The sequence below is a fragment of the Amycolatopsis saalfeldensis genome (assembly GCF_900110575.1).
Classification (GTDB): Bacteria; Actinomycetota; Actinomycetes; order Mycobacteriales; family Pseudonocardiaceae; genus Amycolatopsis; species Amycolatopsis saalfeldensis.
In genome coordinates, this window is the sequence record NZ_FOEF01000006.1 from 318,310 (window position 1) to 334,238 (window position 15,929).

17 protein-coding genes are annotated in these 15,929 nt (G+C 71.8%); 7 read left to right on the forward strand and 10 right to left on the reverse strand.

Annotation, left to right across the window (positions count from 1 at the left end):
- Positions 1-10: 10 nt before the first annotated feature.
- The 5 genes from BMY97_RS16960 to BMY97_RS16980 are packed head-to-tail and all read right to left on the reverse strand — an operon-like array spanning position 11 to position 5,429.
- Entirely contained in the window at positions 11-1,015 is a 1,005-nt protein-coding gene (locus tag BMY97_RS16960) for an acyl-CoA dehydrogenase family protein (protein WP_091617802.1), read from the reverse strand.
- The gene (locus BMY97_RS16965; RefSeq protein ID WP_091617803.1) at positions 1,012-1,968 is read right to left on the reverse strand and encodes an acyl-CoA dehydrogenase family protein; all 957 of its coding nucleotides are present in this window, start codon (positions 1,966-1,968) and stop codon (positions 1,012-1,014) included. Before BMY97_RS16965 ends, BMY97_RS16960 begins: the two co-directional genes overlap by 4 nt.
- The gene (locus BMY97_RS16970) at positions 1,965-3,098 is read right to left on the reverse strand and encodes an acyl-CoA dehydrogenase family protein (RefSeq protein WP_091617804.1); all 1,134 of its coding nucleotides are present in this window, start codon (positions 3,096-3,098) and stop codon (positions 1,965-1,967) included. The genes BMY97_RS16965 and BMY97_RS16970 overlap by 4 nt, the downstream gene beginning before the upstream one ends.
- Entirely contained in the window at positions 3,098-3,931 is an 834-nt protein-coding gene (locus tag BMY97_RS16975; RefSeq protein WP_091617805.1) for an enoyl-CoA hydratase, read from the reverse strand. Before BMY97_RS16975 ends, BMY97_RS16970 begins: the two co-directional genes overlap by 1 nt.
- Entirely contained in the window at positions 3,924-5,429 is a 1,506-nt protein-coding gene (locus tag BMY97_RS16980) for a FadD3 family acyl-CoA ligase (RefSeq protein ID WP_281246902.1), read from the reverse strand. The genes BMY97_RS16975 and BMY97_RS16980 overlap by 8 nt, the downstream gene beginning before the upstream one ends.
- Positions 5,430-5,503: 74 nt before the next feature.
- Between BMY97_RS16980 and BMY97_RS16985 the strand changes: the two genes are divergently transcribed.
- From BMY97_RS16985 to BMY97_RS17000, 4 genes are read left to right on the forward strand one after another with little or no spacing between them, the layout of a single operon-like run.
- On the forward strand, positions 5,504-6,625 hold the full coding sequence (locus BMY97_RS16985) for an acyl-CoA dehydrogenase family protein (protein ID WP_091617807.1): 1,122 nt from the start codon (positions 5,504-5,506) through the stop codon (positions 6,623-6,625).
- Positions 6,622-7,389 carry an SDR family oxidoreductase gene (locus BMY97_RS16990; protein WP_091617808.1) on the forward strand — a complete coding sequence of 256 codons (768 nt, stop codon included), beginning with the start codon at positions 6,622-6,624 and terminating at the stop codon, positions 7,387-7,389. The genes BMY97_RS16985 and BMY97_RS16990 overlap by 4 nt, the downstream gene beginning before the upstream one ends.
- Positions 7,390-7,399: 10 nt before the next feature.
- Positions 7,400-8,041 (forward strand): TetR/AcrR family transcriptional regulator, encoded by a 642-nt coding sequence (locus tag BMY97_RS16995; protein ID WP_245787346.1) that lies wholly within the window; start codon positions 7,400-7,402, stop codon positions 8,039-8,041.
- Entirely contained in the window at positions 8,034-9,185 is a 1,152-nt protein-coding gene (locus BMY97_RS17000; RefSeq protein ID WP_091617810.1) for an acetyl-CoA C-acetyltransferase, read from the forward strand. Before BMY97_RS16995 ends, BMY97_RS17000 begins: the two co-directional genes overlap by 8 nt.
- Positions 9,186-9,284: 99 nt before the next feature.
- Here the strand turns inward: BMY97_RS17000 and BMY97_RS17005 are convergent, their stop codons facing one another.
- From BMY97_RS17005 to BMY97_RS17025, 5 genes are all read right to left on the reverse strand, one after another.
- Entirely contained in the window at positions 9,285-10,574 is a 1,290-nt protein-coding gene (locus tag BMY97_RS17005; protein WP_091617811.1) for an NAD(P)/FAD-dependent oxidoreductase, read from the reverse strand.
- On the reverse strand, positions 10,567-10,791 hold the full coding sequence (locus BMY97_RS17010) for a ferredoxin (protein WP_091617812.1): 225 nt from the start codon (positions 10,789-10,791) through the stop codon (positions 10,567-10,569). The genes BMY97_RS17005 and BMY97_RS17010 overlap by 8 nt, the downstream gene beginning before the upstream one ends.
- On the reverse strand, positions 10,788-11,396 hold the full coding sequence (locus tag BMY97_RS17015) for a ferric reductase-like transmembrane domain-containing protein (protein WP_091617813.1): 609 nt from the start codon (positions 11,394-11,396) through the stop codon (positions 10,788-10,790). Before BMY97_RS17015 ends, BMY97_RS17010 begins: the two co-directional genes overlap by 4 nt.
- On the reverse strand, positions 11,389-11,994 hold the full coding sequence (locus BMY97_RS17020) for a DUF4142 domain-containing protein (RefSeq protein WP_245787347.1): 606 nt from the start codon (positions 11,992-11,994) through the stop codon (positions 11,389-11,391). Before BMY97_RS17020 ends, BMY97_RS17015 begins: the two co-directional genes overlap by 8 nt.
- 151 nt (positions 11,995-12,145) lie before the next feature.
- Complete coding sequence (locus tag BMY97_RS17025; RefSeq protein ID WP_245787348.1) at positions 12,146-12,682, reverse strand: COG4315 family predicted lipoprotein; 537 nt, start codon at positions 12,680-12,682, stop codon at positions 12,146-12,148.
- A 242-nt stretch (positions 12,683-12,924) separates the two neighbouring features.
- Between BMY97_RS17025 and BMY97_RS17030 the strand changes: the two genes are divergently transcribed.
- The 3 genes from BMY97_RS17030 to BMY97_RS17040 all read left to right on the forward strand — a co-directional run bounded on the left by BMY97_RS17030 (position 12,925) and on the right by BMY97_RS17040 (position 15,927).
- A complete protein-coding gene (locus BMY97_RS17030) occupies positions 12,925-13,470 on the forward strand; it encodes a sigma-70 family RNA polymerase sigma factor (RefSeq protein ID WP_425425282.1) in 546 nt (181 codons plus the stop codon).
- Positions 13,471-14,292, forward strand: a complete 822-nt coding sequence (locus BMY97_RS17035; RefSeq protein WP_091617816.1) for an anti-sigma factor family protein — start codon at positions 13,471-13,473, stop codon at positions 14,290-14,292.
- A gap of 168 nt (positions 14,293-14,460) precedes the next feature.
- The gene (locus BMY97_RS17040) at positions 14,461-15,927 is read left to right on the forward strand and encodes a DUF1996 domain-containing protein (RefSeq protein WP_091617930.1); all 1,467 of its coding nucleotides are present in this window, start codon (positions 14,461-14,463) and stop codon (positions 15,925-15,927) included.
- The last annotated feature ends 2 nt before the right edge of the window (positions 15,928-15,929 follow it).

Sequence of the window (15,929 nt, forward strand, 5' to 3'; positions counted from 1 at the left end):
GCCCTACCCCTTAGGGGTGGACGCGCGCGAGGTGCTGCTGCGGCGGGCCGAACAGCTGCCCGGTCGCGTGCGCGCGTTTGAAGTACCGGTGGGCGGGATGTTCCCAGGTCACGGCGATGCCGCCGTGCAACTGGATCATCTCGGCGGCCACCGTCGCGAGGGCTTCGCCGCAGTGCACTTTCGCCACGGCCGCGAGGCGGGGCGACTCGGGCGCGGCGTAGGCGGCCGAGCGAGCGGTCTCGACGAGCACGTGCAGATCGGCCATCCGGTGCTTGAGCGCCTGGAAGCTGCCGATCGGACGGCCGAACTGCTCTCGTCTCAACGTGTAGTCCACGGTCAGCTCCAGAGCCCGCGCGGCGGCTCCGGCTTGCTCGGCGGCCAGGACCGCGCAGGCCACGTCCCGTACCCGGCTGAGGTCGACGGGGCCGAGCGGCCGGGCCGGGGCCCGGTCGAGGGTCACCGTGGCCAGGTGACGGGTCTCGTCCATGGCGGCGACAGCTGTCCGCTCGACGCCGGGGTGGGCCGGGTCGACCTCGAACAGGGCGGGGCCGTCCGCGGTTGCCGCGGCGACGAGGAGGACGGTGGCCTCGGCGGCGTCGAGGACGTAGTGCGCACTTCCGTCGAGCGTGGCGCCCTGGGCCCGGACGGCGGGCTGCTCCGGGTCCCAGCGGCCGTCGACGCCGGTCCAGGCCAGCGCGCCGACGGCGCCTTCGGCCAGCTGGGGCAGGAGCCGTTCGCACGCGCTGTCGTCGCGGGTGGTGAGCAGTGCCGTTGTGGTGAGTACCGCGGAGCCGAGGAACGGCACGTCGGCCAGCACGCGGCCGAGTTCTTCGGCGACGATCTGCACCTCGGTGATGCCCGCGCCGGACTCGGTGTCGGTGGCCAGGCCGCCGAAGCGTTCCGGCACGGTCAGGGCGGCCACGCCGATCTGCGCGCACAGCGCGGTCCAAGGCTCGGGCTCGCGTTCGAGGAGCTTGCGCACGCCGGCGCGCAGCTGGTCCTGCTCCGGGGTCACGGTGCGATCGCCGCCAGGACGCGGTGACGGTGGACGGCGGGCGTGCCCCAGGCGGACGTCAGGGCGCGGATCCGCGTGAGCCGCAGGCCGAGCGGGTGCTCGGCGGTGTAGCCGATCGCGCCGTGGACCTGGAGGGCGGTGCGGGCGGCCAGGTGAGCGGCGTCGCCGCAGGCGACCTTGGCGGCGGAGACGTCGGCGGGCTCGGCGGTGACGGCGGCGCCGTGCAGCAGCGGCCGGGCCAGTTCGAGGGCGGTGACGACCTCGGCCAGCAGGTGCTTGATCGCCTGGAAGCGGCCGATTTCGCGGCCGTACTGGCGGCGTTGGCCGGCGTACGCGACTGACATCTCGAGCAAGTGGCGGCCGGCGCCCAGCAGCTGCGCGGCGGTGAGGAGGGCGCCCAGGTCGAACGCGCGGGCCGGGTCGAGCGCGGGGCCGAGTTCGTCGCCGGGGACGGGCTCGAAGAGGCGACGGGAACTGTCCAATGAGGTCAGAGGAGTGCCGGGGGTGAAGCCGCGCAAAGAGGTGCCGTCGACGAGGAATCGGGCGTCGGCGATGTCGGCGTCCAGCGCAAACGGGAGATACGGCGGAAAGGCCAGCGAGACAAGGGTTTCGCCGGCGGCGGCCGACGCCAGGATCTCGTCGTCGAGCAGGCAGGGGAGGACCGCGGAATCCGTCCACGGGCCGGGCGGGCAGAAGCGGCCGAGCACTTCGAAGGCGAGGACGGCGTCGACGGTGGTCGCGCCCGTGCCGTCCTCCTCGGCCAGGCCGCCGCGGTGGGACGGGGTGGTCAGCGCGGTGAGGCCTTGATCGGCGAGCCGGCGCCAGATCTTCAGCCCCGGGCCGTGGTCGCCCGCACCCCAGGCGCGAGTGGCCGTGTCACAGTCCAGAGTGGACAGCAGGGCGTCCAGGGAAGCGGCGAACGCCTCCTGTTCCGGGGACAACGCGAATCTCACCGGTCTCCCTTCGGCAGGCCGAGCAGGCGTTCCGCGACGATTGTGCGCTGGATCTGGTCGGTCCCGCCGTAAATGGGACCGGCCAACGAGAACAGCCAGCCGTCCGTCCACGGGCCGCGGAGTTCGGCGGACGGGCCGAGCAGGTCGAGGGCGGTTTCGTGGAGGGCGACGTCGAGATGCGACCAGAACAGCTTGTTGACGCTGGATTCCGGGCCCAGCTCGGCGCCGGACGCGAGGCGCGTGACCGTGCCGAAGGTGTAGAGCTGGTACGCCCGCGCGCCGATCCACGCGTCGGCCACCCGCGCCGCCGTGGCCTCCGGGCGGCCGGCCGAGGACCACAGGGACACCAGCCGGTCGGCGGCGGAGAGGAAACGGCCGGGGCTGCGCAGCGACAGGCCGCGTTCGTTGTTGGCGGTGGTCATGGCCACGCGCCAGCCGTTGCCGGGGGTGCCGATGACGTCCTCGTCCGGGACGAAAACGTCGTCGAAGAAGATCTCCGCGAAGCCGGGTTCGCCGTCGAGCTGCGGGATGGGGCGGACGGTCACGCCGGGTGCGCGCAGGTCGGCCATCAGGTAGGTCAGGCCGTGGTGCCGGGTCGATCCGGGGTCGCTGCGGAACAGGCCGAACGCGCGGTCGGCGAAGGCGGCGCGGGAACTCCAGGTCTTCTGGCCGTTGAGGAGCCAGCCGCCGTCGGCGGGGGTGGCGGTGCTGCGTAACGCCGCGATGTCGCTGCCGGCTTCGGGTTCCGACCAGGCCTGCGCCCAGACTTCCCCGGCCCGCGCCATTTTCGGCAGGATCCGCGCGAGCTGTTCGGGCGTGCCGTGGGAGAAGAGGGTGGGCGCCAGCATGAAAATGCCGTTCTGGTTGACGCGCCCGGGCGCGCCCGCGGCGTAGTACTCCTCCTCGAAGAGCACCCACTCGAGCAGACTCGCGTCGCGGCCGCCGTACTCACGCGGCCAGGAGACGACGGACCAGCGCGCGTCCGCCAGCTCCGTCTCCCACTCGCGGTGCGCGGCGAAGCCCTCCGCGGTGTCGAACGACGGCAACGGCGATCGCGGCACGTGCGCGGCCAGCCATTCCCGGGCCTCGTCGCGGAACTGGCGAGCGGCCTCGTCGAGGTCGAGGTCCATCACGCCCCCGGGGAACGCATCGAGCGGGCGTCCTGCCCGGCCAGCGAGTCACCGGTGGTTTCGGCGTTGTGGGAGTGGGCCAGGTGGTGCAGGCCGAAGACCGAGTCCATGCCCGAGTGCAGGCCCATGAGGTCTTCGGCCTGATTGACGGCCTTTTTCGCCAGCGCCAGGCCGAACCGGGGCATCTCGGCGATCTTCGCCGCCAGCGCCAGGGTTTCCGACTCCAGCTCGGCCCGCGGCACCACCCGGTTCAGCATGCCCCACGCCAGCGCCTGCTCGGCGCTGAAACGCTCGCCGGTGAACAGCACCTCCTTCGCCGCGCGGGGGCCGAGGACCCACGGGTGCGCGAAGTACTCCACCCCCGGGATTCCCATGCGCACCACGGGATCGGCGAAAAACGCGTCGTCCGAGGCGACGATCAGGTCACAGACCCACGCGAGCATCAGCGCGCCGGCGATGCACGCGCCCTGCACGCTGGCGATGGTCGGCTTCGGGAGTTCGCGCCAGCGGCGGCACATGCCCAGGTACACCTCGGATTCGCGGGCGAAGCGCTGGTCCGCGCCGGACGCGCCCACGTGGTCCCACCAGGTCACCGCGCGGCGGTCGAACGAGACGTCCGCGTCACGGCCCGGGGAGCCGATGTCGTGGCCCGCCGAGAAGTGCTTGCCCGCGCCGGCCAGCACGATCACCTTCACGTCGTCGTCCGAAACGGCGCGGGTGAAGGCGTCGTCGAGGGCGTAGGTCATCGCCGAGTTCTGGGCGTTGCGGTACTCCGGCCGGTTCATCGTGACGATCGCGACCGGTCCGCGCCGCTCGTAGGCGACCTCAGCCATCCTTTTCCTCCCGCAGCACTCGTTTCAGGACCTTGCCCGCCGGGTTGCGCGGCAGCTCCGCCCGGAGCGCCACCGAACGCGGCAGCTTGTAGTTCGCCAGGCTCTCCCGGCAGTGCGCCAGTAAATCCTCTGTGGACGGACGACGCCCGGGTCTCGGCACCACGTACGCGCGGCCGACCTCGCCCAGCCGCGCGTCGGGCACGCCGACGACCGCCGACTCCGCGACGTCCGGGTGCCACGCCAGCACCTGCTCCACCTCGGCCGGGTAGACGTTGAACCCGCCGCAGACGTACATGTCCTTCAGCCGGTCGGTGATCCGCAGGTAGCCGCGCGGGTCCAGCTCGCCGACGTCGCCGGTGTGCAGCCAGCCGTCCGGATCGATCGCCGACGCGGTGGCCTCCGGGTCGTCGAGGTAGCCCAGCATCACGTTCGGGCCGCGCAGCAGCACCTCGTCGCGGTCGCCGAGGCGCACCTCGAAGCCCGCCGTCGCGCGGCCGGCGAAGCGCGCCACCACTTCGGGGGGGTCTTCGGGCAGGCTCATCGTCGCTACGACGGCCTCGGTCAGCCCGTACGCGGTCAGCACCGTTTCGAAGCCCAGCTCGGCGCGCATCCGCTCGACGAGCGCGACCGGTACCGTCGCCGCGCCGGTGACGGCCAGGCGCAGGCTCGACAGGTCCGCGGCCGCGCGTTCCGGCGTGTCCAGGAGCACCTGGTAGATCGTCGGCGCGCCCGGGAGCACGCTGATCCGCTCGTTTTCGATCAGCCGCAGCGTCTCGCGGGCTTCGAACACGCGTTGCGGCACGATCGTCGCGCCGGTCAGCACCGCGGCCAGGATTCCCGCCTTGTAGCCGAAACTGTGGAAAAACGGGTTCACCACGAGGTAACGGTCGCGCTCGGTCAGCCCGCCGCACGAAGCCCACGCGGCCGCGACGCCGAGCGCCTGCCGGTGCGAACTCATCGCCCCCTTGCTGCGGCCCGTGGTACCCGAAGTGAACAGGATGTCGCTGACGTCGTCCGGGGTGACGTTCGGGGTGAAGTCGTCGGGGAAGTCCTCCAGCGCGGACCATTCCGCGACGCCCGGGACCGGCTCTTCGGGACCCTCCACGGGCACCCGGAGCACCACCGGCGGCAGCGCGCCGAGGGCGGAAAGCCGGTCGGTGCCCAGGAAACGGCCGGTGATCACCAGCGCCGACACGTCCGCCCGGGTGAGGATGTCCTGCGTCTCGCGCGCCGTGAACCGGGTGCTGACCGGCACCAGCGTCGCGCCCGCGTACAGCGCGCCGAGGCCGGCGACCACCCAGTGCCAGGTGTTGGGGGAGTTGACCGCGACCCGCGCGCCCGGCCGGATGCCCTGTGCCGCCAGGAAGTTCGCGCACTGGCGCACCCGGCTGCGCAGCTGGGCCCAGGTCAGCCGCACGGCCCCGTCCACCACGGCTTCGCCCGTGGGGTACCGCTGCGCGACCGCGTCCAGCGCCGCCGGGACGGTCGGATCGGACAGCGACATCGCAGGCCTCCCTAGCAAGTGCTTGGTAGGGTAACGTACGGACGAGCCCCGAGGCCAGAGGAGGAACCGTGGACGAGTTTCGCGCCGGCGTCCGGTCCTGGCTGGCCGAGCACCTCGACCCGGCGCTGAAGGGCCTCGGCGGGCCGGGCCGCGAGCACGAGGCGTTCGAGGAACGCCGGGCCTGGGAGCGGAAGCTGGGCGCCGCCGGCTGGAACGGCATCGGCTGGCCCGAGCGGCACGGCGGCCGCGGCGCGACGCTCGCCGAGCAGGTCGTCTTCCACGAGGAGTACGCCCGCGCCGACGCCCCCGCGCGCGTCAGCCACCTCGGCCAGGAGCTGCTGGGCCCCACGCTCATCGCGTTCGGCAGCGAGGCGCAGCAACGCCGGTTCCTGCCGAAGATCCTCGCCGTCGAAGAGCTGTGGTGCCAGGGCTATTCCGAGCCGGGCGCGGGTTCGGACCTCGCCGCGGTGTCGACGTCCGCGCAGCGCGACGGCGGCGAGTGGGTGGTCACCGGGCAGAAGGTGTGGACCTCGCTCGCGCACGTCGCCGACTGGTGTTTTGTGCTGGCCCGCACCGAGCCCGGCTCGAAGCGCCACCACGGGCTCAGCTTCCTGCTCGTGCCGCTGCGCCAGGACGGCGTCGACGTCCGGCCGATCCGGCAGCTCACCGGCACCGCCGAGTTCAACGAGGTCTTCTTCGACGGTGCCCGCACCACCGAGGTCGTGGGCGAGCCCGGCGACGGCTGGCGGGTCGCGATGGGGCTGCTCGGCTTCGAACGCGGGGTCGCCACCCTCGGCCAGCAGATCGGCTTCCGCCGTGAGCTGGAAGCACTGTGCCGGCTCGCCGAGGAAACCGGTGCGGCGGACGACCCGCACATCGCCGAACAGCTGAACCGCGCGTGGGTCGGGCTGGAAGTGCTGCGCGCGCACGCCGTCCGCACGCTCGGCGACGCGAGTCCTGGCGCGGCCAGCGTGGTCAAGCTCGTCTGGGCGGGCTGGCATCGGCGGCTGGGGGAGCTGGCGATGCTGGTGCGTGGAGCATCCGGCCTCGTCGCGCCGGATGGGCTCGACGCGTGGCAACGGCTTTTCCTCTTTTCGCGGGCCGACACGATCTACGGCGGCTCCGACGAGATCCAGCGCAACGTCATCGCCGAGCGGGTGCTCGGCCTGCCGAGGGAGGCCCGTCCGTGATCAGTGTCGGAAAGTACCCCGAGGGCGCGAACCTGTTGCGGGACAAGGTCGTGGTGGTCACCGCGGCCGCCGGGACCGGGATCGGGTCCGCCGCCGCGAAGCGGTGCCTGGAGGAGGGCGCGCGGGTGGTGGTCAGCGATCGGCACGAGCGGCGCCTGCGGGAAACGGCCGAGGAACTCGGAGACGTCCACGCCGTCCCATGCGACGTCACCCGCGAGGAAGACGTCCAACGACTCGTCGACAGCACTGTCGAGCACTTCGGCCGCCTCGACGTGCTGATCAACAACGCGGGACTCGGCGGCACCTGCTCCTTGCTGGAGATGTCCGACGAGGAGTGGTCGCGGGTCCTCGACGTCACCCTGAACGGCACCTTCCGCGCCACCCGGGCCGCGCTGCGCCGGTTCGCCGAGCAGGGGACCGGCGGCGCGATCGTCAACAACGCGTCCGTGCTCGGCTGGCGCGCGCAGGCCGGGCAGGCGCACTACGCGGCGGCCAAGGCCGGGGTGATGGCGCTGACCCGGTGCGCCGCGGTGGACGCCGCCCCGTACGACGTGCGGGTCAACGCCGTGGCGCCGAGCCTCGCGATGCACCCGTTCCTGGCCAAGGTGACCAGTGACGAGGTGCTGGCCGAGCTGACCGCGCGCGAGGTGTCGGGGAGGGCGGCGAAGCCGTGGGAGGTCGCGAATGTGATGGTGTTCCTCGCCAGTGAGTACGCCTCGTACCTCACCGGCGAGGTCGTGTCGGTGAGTGCCCAGCATGCGTGAGGTCGCCCCAGTGAGCCCAGTCGTCAAGAACGCCCCCGGATCCCGGCGCGCCGAGCTGCTGGGCTTGGCCGCGCGGCTGTTCGCCGATCGCGGTTACGTGTCCACGACCGTCCGCGACATCGCCGACGCCGCCGGCATCCTGTCCGGCAGCCTCTACCACCACTTCGACTCGAAGGAGTCGATGGCCGACGAGATCCTCACCGGCTTCCTGGACGAGCTTTTCGGCGCGTACGGGGAGATCGTCGGCCGGGGCCTGCCACCGCGCGAGACGCTGGAGGCGGTGGTGGTCGCGTCGTTCGAGTCCATCCACCGGCGCCCGGCCGAGGTCGCGATCTACCAGAGCGAAGCCAAGCACCTGATGTCGTTGCCGCGCTTCGCCTACCTCAACGACCGCAACGCCGAGTTCCGCAAGCTGTGGAACGGGATCCTCACCGACGGGGTGGCGGCGGGCGTGTTCCGGCCGGACCTCGACGTCGAGCTGGTCTACCGGTTCATCCGCGACACGGTGTGGGTCGCGGTCCGCTGGTACAACCCGGACGGCGCGCTGTCCGCCCACGACGTCGCCGAGCAGTACCTCGGCATCCTGCTGGAGGGCATCGCGGTGCCCACTGGCAGAACCGGCAGCGCGAAGAAACGGAGGAGCCGTGGCTGAGGCCTATGTGCTGGACGCCGTCCGAACCCCCGTCGGCCGCCGCGGCGGCGCGCTCGGCGGGGTGCACCCGGCGGACCTGGGCGCGCACGTGATCCGCGCGGTCGTCGAACGCGCGGGCGTGGACCCGGCGCTGGTGGACGACGTGATCCTCGGCTGCGTCGACACGCTCGGCCCGCAGTCGGGCAACCTCGCGCGCACCGCGTGGCTCGCCGCCGGGTTCCCGAACCACGTGCCGGGCGTGACCGTCGACCGTCAATGCGGCTCCAGCCAGCAGGCCGTGCACTTCGCCGCGCAGGCCGTGCTCAGCGGCACGGCGGACCTGGTGCTGGCCGGGGGCGTGCAGAACATGACGGCGATCCCGATCAGCGCGGCGATGCTGGCCGGGCGCGAATACGGCTTCCCCGACCCGTTTTCCGGTTCGAAGGGCTGGCAGGAGCGTTACGGCGGGGCGGAGGTCTCGCAGTTCCAGAGCGCGGACATGATCGCCGCGCACTGGGACATCTCCCGAGCCGCGATGGAGGAGTTCGCGCTGCGCAGCCACGAACGCGCGCTGGACGCCATCTCGCACGGCCGATTCGAGGCCGAAATCGCGCCGTTCGGCGAATTCCGCACCGACGAGGGGCCACGGCCCGACACCAGCCTGGAGCGGATGGCCGCGCTGAAGCCGTTGAGCGAGGGCTCGCGGCTCACCGCGGCGGTCGCGAGCCAGATCTCCGACGGCGCCAGCGCGACCCTGCTCGCGTCCGAAGCCTTCGTGAAGGAGCACGGGCTCAAGCCGCGCGCCCGGATCCACCACCTGTCCGTGCGCGCCGCCGATCCCGTGTGGATGCTCACCGGCCCGATCCCGGCGACCGCGCACGCGTTGCGCAAGACCGGGCTGACGATCGGTGACATCGACCTGTTCGAGGTCAACGAGGCGTTCGCGAGCGTGGTGCTCGCCTGGCTCGACGAGACCGGCGCGGACCCGGCGCGGGTGAACGTCAACGGCGGCGGCATCGCGCTCGGCCACCCCATCGGCGCGTCCGGCACGAAGCTGTTCGCCACCCTGCTGCACGAGCTGGAACGCCGCGGTGGCCGGTACGGCCTGCAGACCATGTGCGAGGGCGGCGGCACCGCGAACGTCACGATCATCGAGCGGCTCTGAGGAGTGCTTCGCCGGGACCGGTCACCACACCGCCAGCCGCGGGGGACGATGTGGTGACCGGCGGAGGGACGTGACCGCCGCGCGCGGCCCCGCCCCGGTTCAGCCCACCGGTTCGGACGACCAGGAAGGCATCGATCCGGTGGCGAACTGGCTCTCGAACTCGGCCTCGAACTCGCTGTCGAAAACACGGCCGAACTCGCCGGGCTCGTCGATCGAGGTGTACTCGGGCACCGGCAGCCGCCGTTCGAGTTCGGCGGTCCAGTGGAGCATCGCGCGTGGCTTGTCCCAGCCGCAGACGCCCACGAGTTCGCCACCGCGCAGATACCCCGTGATGCCGCCGGCCAGCGGGACGGTGTCGTCGCCGAGCGCGGGCAGACCCGCCGTCTGCAGGCGCACGTCGTAAAGCGAAGACCAGGCCCGTGGCAGCGGCGTGAACGGCTCGGCCGAGGACCGGCCCGTCAGCAGGTTCTCCGCCGCCGCGCGCGCCGATTCCACCGCGTTGATCCAGTGCTCGACGCGGCGGGGGACCCCGTCGAAGCGCAGGTTCGGCCACCGCGCGAGGTCACCGGCGACCACGACGTCGGCCGCTCCCTCGGCGAACAGCGCCGGATCGCACAGCACGCCGTCGGAGGTGTCGAGGCCGGAGCCGCGCAGGTAGTCGACGGCCGGGACACTGCCGATCGCCAGCACCACCACACTCGCCACGAGCAGCTTGTTGTTCGTCAGGTGCAGGCCGACGGCGTCCTTGGTGCTGATCCAGTGCCGCACCTCGGTTTTCATCGACAGCCGCGCGCGGTGCTGCCGGTGCAGGTCCGCCACCCCGCCCGAGACGCGCTCGCCGAAGCGGTGCAGCGGCGCCTTCCGGTCGCTGACGAGGGTGACGTCGCGGCCCAGGTGACGCATGCTCGCGGCGAACTCGCAGCCGATCAGCCCGCCGCCGATGACCACCGCGGGCTTGCTGCTCGCGTCCAGGCAGCGGCGCACGGCGATCGAGTCCTCGATCGTGCGCAGCACCCGCACCCGTGGGTCGTGGCGCGGCGAGCCGGGCAGGTGCCGCGGCACGACGCCGGTGGCCAGGATCAGCCCGTCGTACCAGAGCGGCTCGCCGCCGGGCAGGTGCACGACCCGTTCGACGGTGTCGAGCCAGGTGGCCCGGGTGCCGAGCCGCCAGTGCACGTCCAGGTCGCGGTAGGCCCGCAACGACACGTCGTTCGGCCGCACCGCGCCGGTCACCAGCTGCTTCGAGACCATCGGCCGGTGGTACGGGCGGCGGGGCTCGTCGCCCACCAGCACGATCTCGCCGTCGAAGCCGAGCTCCCGCAGTCGTTCCGCGGAGCGCAGGCCGGCCACGCCGGCCCCGGCGATGACGATCCGGTCGCCGTCAGCCATCGAGATCCCCTCTCAGTACGACCGCCTGGGCCGGGCAGACCCGGGCGGCGGCGATCGCCTGGTCCAGGTCGTCCGCGCCGAGCAGGCGCTTGCGGAAGTGGAGCCGGCCGTCCTGGCCGAGCTCGAAGAGCCGGGGCGCGTCGGCCGCGCAGATCCCGTAGAGCTCGCACCGGTCGTGGTCGACGGTGACGCGGGGCGCGCTTCCCGGGCGCTTCATGCGACCTGCTCCTCGACGAGGCCGATCCGCTCCAGCGTCCGCGGCGGCAGGAAGCGGAGCAGGGCCAGCGTGAGGGCGGGCACGGCGAGCGTGATGCCGCCGAGCCAGACCACCGAAAGGTGCCCGTTCGCGACCGCGCCGAAAAACGCGTGCAGCGCGGTCAGCGCGACGGCCGGGTAGGCGAGCCGGTGCAGCCACAGCCAGCGGCGGTAGGAGGTCCACCGCCGGACGCACGCGGTGAGCGCGATGGCCAGCATCAGCTCCAGCCCGACGATCCCGAACGTGTGCCGGGCGAGCGTGCCCGGCATGAACGGGATGCTCAGGTAGGCCGGCGAGAACGGGTTCACGGTCAGGTAGAGGAAGGTCAGCGCGTGCAGGGTGCCGAACGCCAGCGTCAGCGTGGCGAGGACCATGTGCCCGCTGCGTAGGGCTTTGCGGCCGGTGACCGAGCGCACCCAGCCGGTGGCGGTGAGCACGCCCCAGCTGAGCGTGAGGCACATGAACGCGTAGGAGAGCCGGGCGGAGAGGGCGGTGACGCCCCGGGCAGCGGTGTCGGTGCTCTGCTGCGCGAGGGTGGTCACCGCCTGGTGGAAGGCGTCAACCATGGCTTTCTCCTGATTTCGGGCGAAGCCGGCGGCCGGACTTCACGTAGCGCACCCCGGCGGTCGTGGCGCCGCCGAGCACCAGGACCAGCGCCGCGGCGGTGAGGACGTCGGTGGTGCGCAGATCGAGGGCGGCGCCCGCGGGGGCCGCGGTGGTGGACCCGGACGACTGCGGCAGCGCGGAGTAGTCGACGAGCCCGGTGCTTTCGAGCAGCGTCATGTGCCGCAGCACGGCCTGGTTGGCGACAGTGGCGTAGTCCCGGATCTCCGGATTGCGCGTGCCGGCGCGGACTGACGCGATGATGGCGAACACCTGGCCGTGGGCCGCGCGCAGCCGGTTGGCGAAGATGCGGTCGAAATCCTGCGGCGTGGCCGCGTTCTGGAGTTCGCTGAGCCAGCCCTGCTGCTCGGCCGAAGGCTCATCGGGCAGCGCGACGCCGAGCTTGGCGGCCAGCTGCCGGGTCAGCACGTCGATCCGGCCGTGGTCGACCATCAACGCCGCGCCGACGGCTTTGACCTGCGGACTGGCCCCGCGAGTCTCGGCCCACAACCCGGCGGGCATCTCCCAGAGCCCGGCTTGGCGCACCTTCGTGAGCAGCAACTGATCACCGGCGTCGACCCCGGGCGGCGCACTTTGGGCGAACGCGGGGGCAGGCCAGAGGAGGGTGAGCACACCGAACGCGAGGAGCAGCACTCGAACAAAACGGGCAGGCCGGGTCAGGGGCGGGCCGGCGGCCGGATCGGGGGATGGGTCAGATGCGGAAGGCATCGGCCCGCCAGGTGTCCGTGGTGGTCTCGATTTCGTGGCCTTCGGGGGTCAGCGGGAACCAGGCGCCGTTCTTGCCCTGGCCCGCCGTTTCTCCTGGCATCCGGTCGCCGGTGAAGCGGTACAGCGGCCAGCCGGCGAGGGTTACCTGGTCCGTGCCGTCACGTCGGGTGAGGCTGGCGACCAGATTCCGGTCGATGCCGGAAAGGGCGACTTCGCTGCTCGCGCGGACTGGTTGCCAGATCTGCGCGCACGCATCGTCACAGGCGGAGCGGGACGGCGCGGAGCTGTCGCGGTCGTAGCCGTACACGGTGAACCCGCTGCCGTCGACGACCATCGGGCCGAGGTCGAACGGGCGGGCGGCGCGCAGGGCGGCGTGGGCCGGGCCGGTGGCGTCGGCGGGCATCGGCATGGTCGTCGAGGCGGGCGCGGAGTATCCGCCGCCGGACTGACATGCGGTCAACACAACCGAAGCGGCCAGGACGGCGGCGGTCGGGGCCGCCGCGCGGATCAAGCGGTTCACGGCTTCCTCCAGGGGGCGGAACCGCGCCCGTCGCCGGGGAAACGACGGGAAAAGGGCGCAGTCAATCCACTGTGGACAGTAAGCCCAAGGTGAATGCGGGGCGTTGCGGGGGGACAACGCTTGTCGGGGGTCTTCGAGGGGGGATACGGACACGGACCGGAAACGGTTCAAAAAAGTTTCGGTGACCGTGGCCGCGATTTTGGTACTGGACGTAGCGGTCCGTGCGCACAAAGATGTGCGGCGTGGGACGGCACAATCGCACGCTGCGCCTTACGGACGATCATGAAAACGAATCACGCGGTCATCACGAAGACCTGGCAAAAGCGCTGTACCAAGAGTTCGGCGGAGCCCTGATGGGGTTCGCGCTGGGCCTGACCGGGCACGACCGCCAATGGGCCGAGGATGTGGTGCAGGAGACGCTGATCAAGGCATGGCGGAACGCGGACAAGCTCGACCGCCGCCCGGCGATGCTGCGGGCCTGGCTGTTCACCGTGGCCCGGCGCACGGTCATCGACGGCTGGCGCAGCCGCAGCGCGCGGCCCCAGGAGCTCGCGGAGATCGAGTCCGACGCGATCGTCCTGCCCGACGAGTCGGACAAGACGGTGGCCGCCATGATCATCTACGCCGCGCTGCAAGGACTTTCGCCCGAACAGCGGGAGGCTGTGCAGCGGACCTATCTGGAGGACCGCACGGTGAACGAGGTCGCGGCGACGCTGGGCGTGCCGCCGGGCACCGTGAAGTCGCGGATCCACCACGCCGTCCGCGCGCTGCGGAAGGCACTGCGTTAAATGTGGGCCGGGGCTGGTCACACCGACATCGCCGCCTATGTGCTCGGCGTGCTCGGCGAGGCCGAGAGCGCGCGGTTCGAGGAGCACCTGATGGGCTGCCCGGACTGCCAGCTGGACCTGGTCGAGCTGTACCGGCTGCCCGACGTGCTCGACCTGGTGAAGAAGAACTGGCCGGACCCGCCGGCGCCCGTGCCCGGCGGCCGCGCCCCGGCCCCCGGGCCGCGGGTGCTGCGGGGGCTGATGGCCGAGGCGAAGCGCAAATACCGCCGCCGGGTCGCGCTGCTCGCCGCGGCCGCCGCCCTCGTGGTGGCCGGCCCGGTCGTCACGCTCGCGGTGCGCCCGGCCGACGCGGCCGGGCCTTCGGTGGGCATCGCCGCGCCGACATCCGTGGCAGCGCCCCCGGTATCCCCGCACGCGGTGTCTCCGACGACCGCCGCGTCCCCGCCGGCCGAGTCCCTGTCCGCGGCGTCCGTGCCCGGGGCGGCGCCGTCCTCGCCCGGCGGCGGGCCCTCGTCCGGCCGGACCGGCGGCGGCTTCGTGGTGACCGCGCGCGTGACCGTGGCCCCGCGGGAGTGGGGCAGCTCGGTCGACCTCGAGCTGGGCGGCATCACCGGCCCGGCCGACTGCGAGCTGCTCGCCATCGCCTCCGACGGGGCCATCCGCACCGTCGCCGGCTGGTCCGTGCCCGCGAAGGGTTACGGCGTCCCGGGATCGCCGGCCCCGCTGCGCGTCAGTGGCACAACTTACTTGGCGGACAAGGACATCAGCCGCTTCGAGGTGCGCTCGGCCGACGGCGTCCTGCTCGCCGCGATCACCCGTTGAACCGCCGCGGTGTGATAACGAACGGATAACGCGCAGATCTCATTGTGAACCGTATGCGCTCGCCGGCCGTATTCCCCAGTGCCGGCACCGGAAACCTCCGGTTTCCCTCCCCGGGTGCCGTGCGTTTCGACCTCGAATTGTCGTTGAACGAACGAGGTGAGCAGCTTCATGACCCGTGCTCTTTCACGCCATCGTCCGGCGAAACGGACGAAGATCGTCACCGGTGCGCTCGGCCTGGCGGTCGCCGTCGGCGCGCTGACGGTGATCGCGACGTCAGGCCGTCCCGGAGAGGCGGGTGCGGACCCGGCCGACAAGTCGTTTTTCCTCGACATCACCAAGGTTCCCCGCGGCGCGAACGTCGGCCGGAACCAGGACCGGGGCGCCCGTGGCACGTTCACCGTCGATTGTGGACGGAACGAGAGCGGCCACTTCAACCCGGACAACTTCATCGCCCAGCCCGGCGTCCGCAACGGCGCCCAGCACCTGCACGACTACGTCGGCAACCTCTCCACCAACGCCGACTCGACCAACGAGAGCCTGGCGAAGGCCGGTACCACCTGCAAAAACGGCGACAAGTCCACTTACTACTGGCCGGTGGTCCGGATCGACACCGGCGACAACAACGAAACCGCCGCGCCGCAGGGCCAGAACCTCGCCGCCGACCGTGCGGCCGCCGCGAAAGACGCGGCCCAGCCACACATCGACTGCCCGGATGTCGCGAGCGCGCTGCCCGAGGTGCCCGACGCCGCGCTGGACCAGGTGAACACCGAACTCGACGCGATGGACGCCCAAGTCGACCAGGCCGATCAGCAAGTGGCGCAAGGCCAAGGCCCGCCGGCGGTGCTGGACCAGGTGAAGGGCCGGCGTTCCGCCTCGCTGGGCAAGATCTCGGACGAGATGGCCGCCCACGGCGCCAAAACCGGCGACACCACGGCGCTGACCACGTGCGCGGTGCAGGATCAGCAGGGCGCGGGCCTCGACAACGGTGGCGCCAACAGTGATCCCAGCCAGGGCGAGAGCCCCGCGCAACAACAGCAGAAGCAGGACAACGGCGCCGCGGCCGCGCTGCCCGGCGTGAACGGCCGGAACGAGGTGGCCGGCAACGACGGCGACATCCAGCGGGTGGTGTCCGCGAAGCTGTCGTTCGGCAGCGGCGGCGCTCGCAAAGTCGTTGCCATGCCCCGATTCCTGCGCGTGCTCTACGGCGATGCCAAGGAGGGCGCGAACGGCCCGGCGAACGCCAGGGCGAGCTGGACCTGCACCGGCTTCGAAGACCGGCTCACCGACCACTACCCGATCTGCCCGCAAGGCAGCGATGTCGAGCGCATCCACGCGTTCCCGAACTGCTGGGACGGCAAGGACATCGACAGCGCGAACCACCGGACGCACATCGTCTTCCCCGAAGCCGGCGGCACGTGCAAGGCCGGCTTCAAGGCCGTGCCGCAGCTGAAGATCACCCTCGTGTACAAGATCCCGCACGACGTCCAGGTCAAGGGACAGTACAAAGTGGACTCGTTCCCCGAGGAGAAGCACAACCCGCGCTCGGACCACGACGACTTCGCCAACGTGATGTCCCAGTCGCAGATGAACCGGGTGGTCTCCTGCATCAACACCGGCAAACGCTGTCAGAACTGAGC

What these genes read in the sequence shown, in the direction of transcription:
- BMY97_RS17005 (WP_091617811.1), bottom strand. Translation starts at nt 10,574, where the DNA reads ATGGCTGACGGCGACCGGATCGTCATCGCCGGGGCCGGCGTGGCCGGC.
- BMY97_RS17010 (WP_091617812.1), bottom strand. Translation starts at nt 10,791, where the DNA reads ATGAAGCGCCCGGGAAGCGCGCCCCGCGTCACCGTCGACCACGACCGG.
- BMY97_RS17015 (WP_091617813.1), bottom strand. Translation starts at nt 11,396, where the DNA reads ATGGTTGACGCCTTCCACCAGGCGGTGACCACCCTCGCGCAGCAGAGC.
- BMY97_RS17035 (WP_091617816.1), top strand. Translation starts at nt 13,471, where the DNA reads ATGTGGGCCGGGGCTGGTCACACCGACATCGCCGCCTATGTGCTCGGC.
- BMY97_RS17040 (WP_091617930.1), top strand. Translation starts at nt 14,461, where the DNA reads ATGACCCGTGCTCTTTCACGCCATCGTCCGGCGAAACGGACGAAGATC.
- BMY97_RS16970 (WP_091617804.1), bottom strand. Translation starts at nt 3,098, where the DNA reads ATGGACCTCGACCTCGACGAGGCCGCTCGCCAGTTCCGCGACGAGGCC.
- BMY97_RS16975 (WP_091617805.1), bottom strand. Translation starts at nt 3,931, where the DNA reads ATGGCTGAGGTCGCCTACGAGCGGCGCGGACCGGTCGCGATCGTCACG.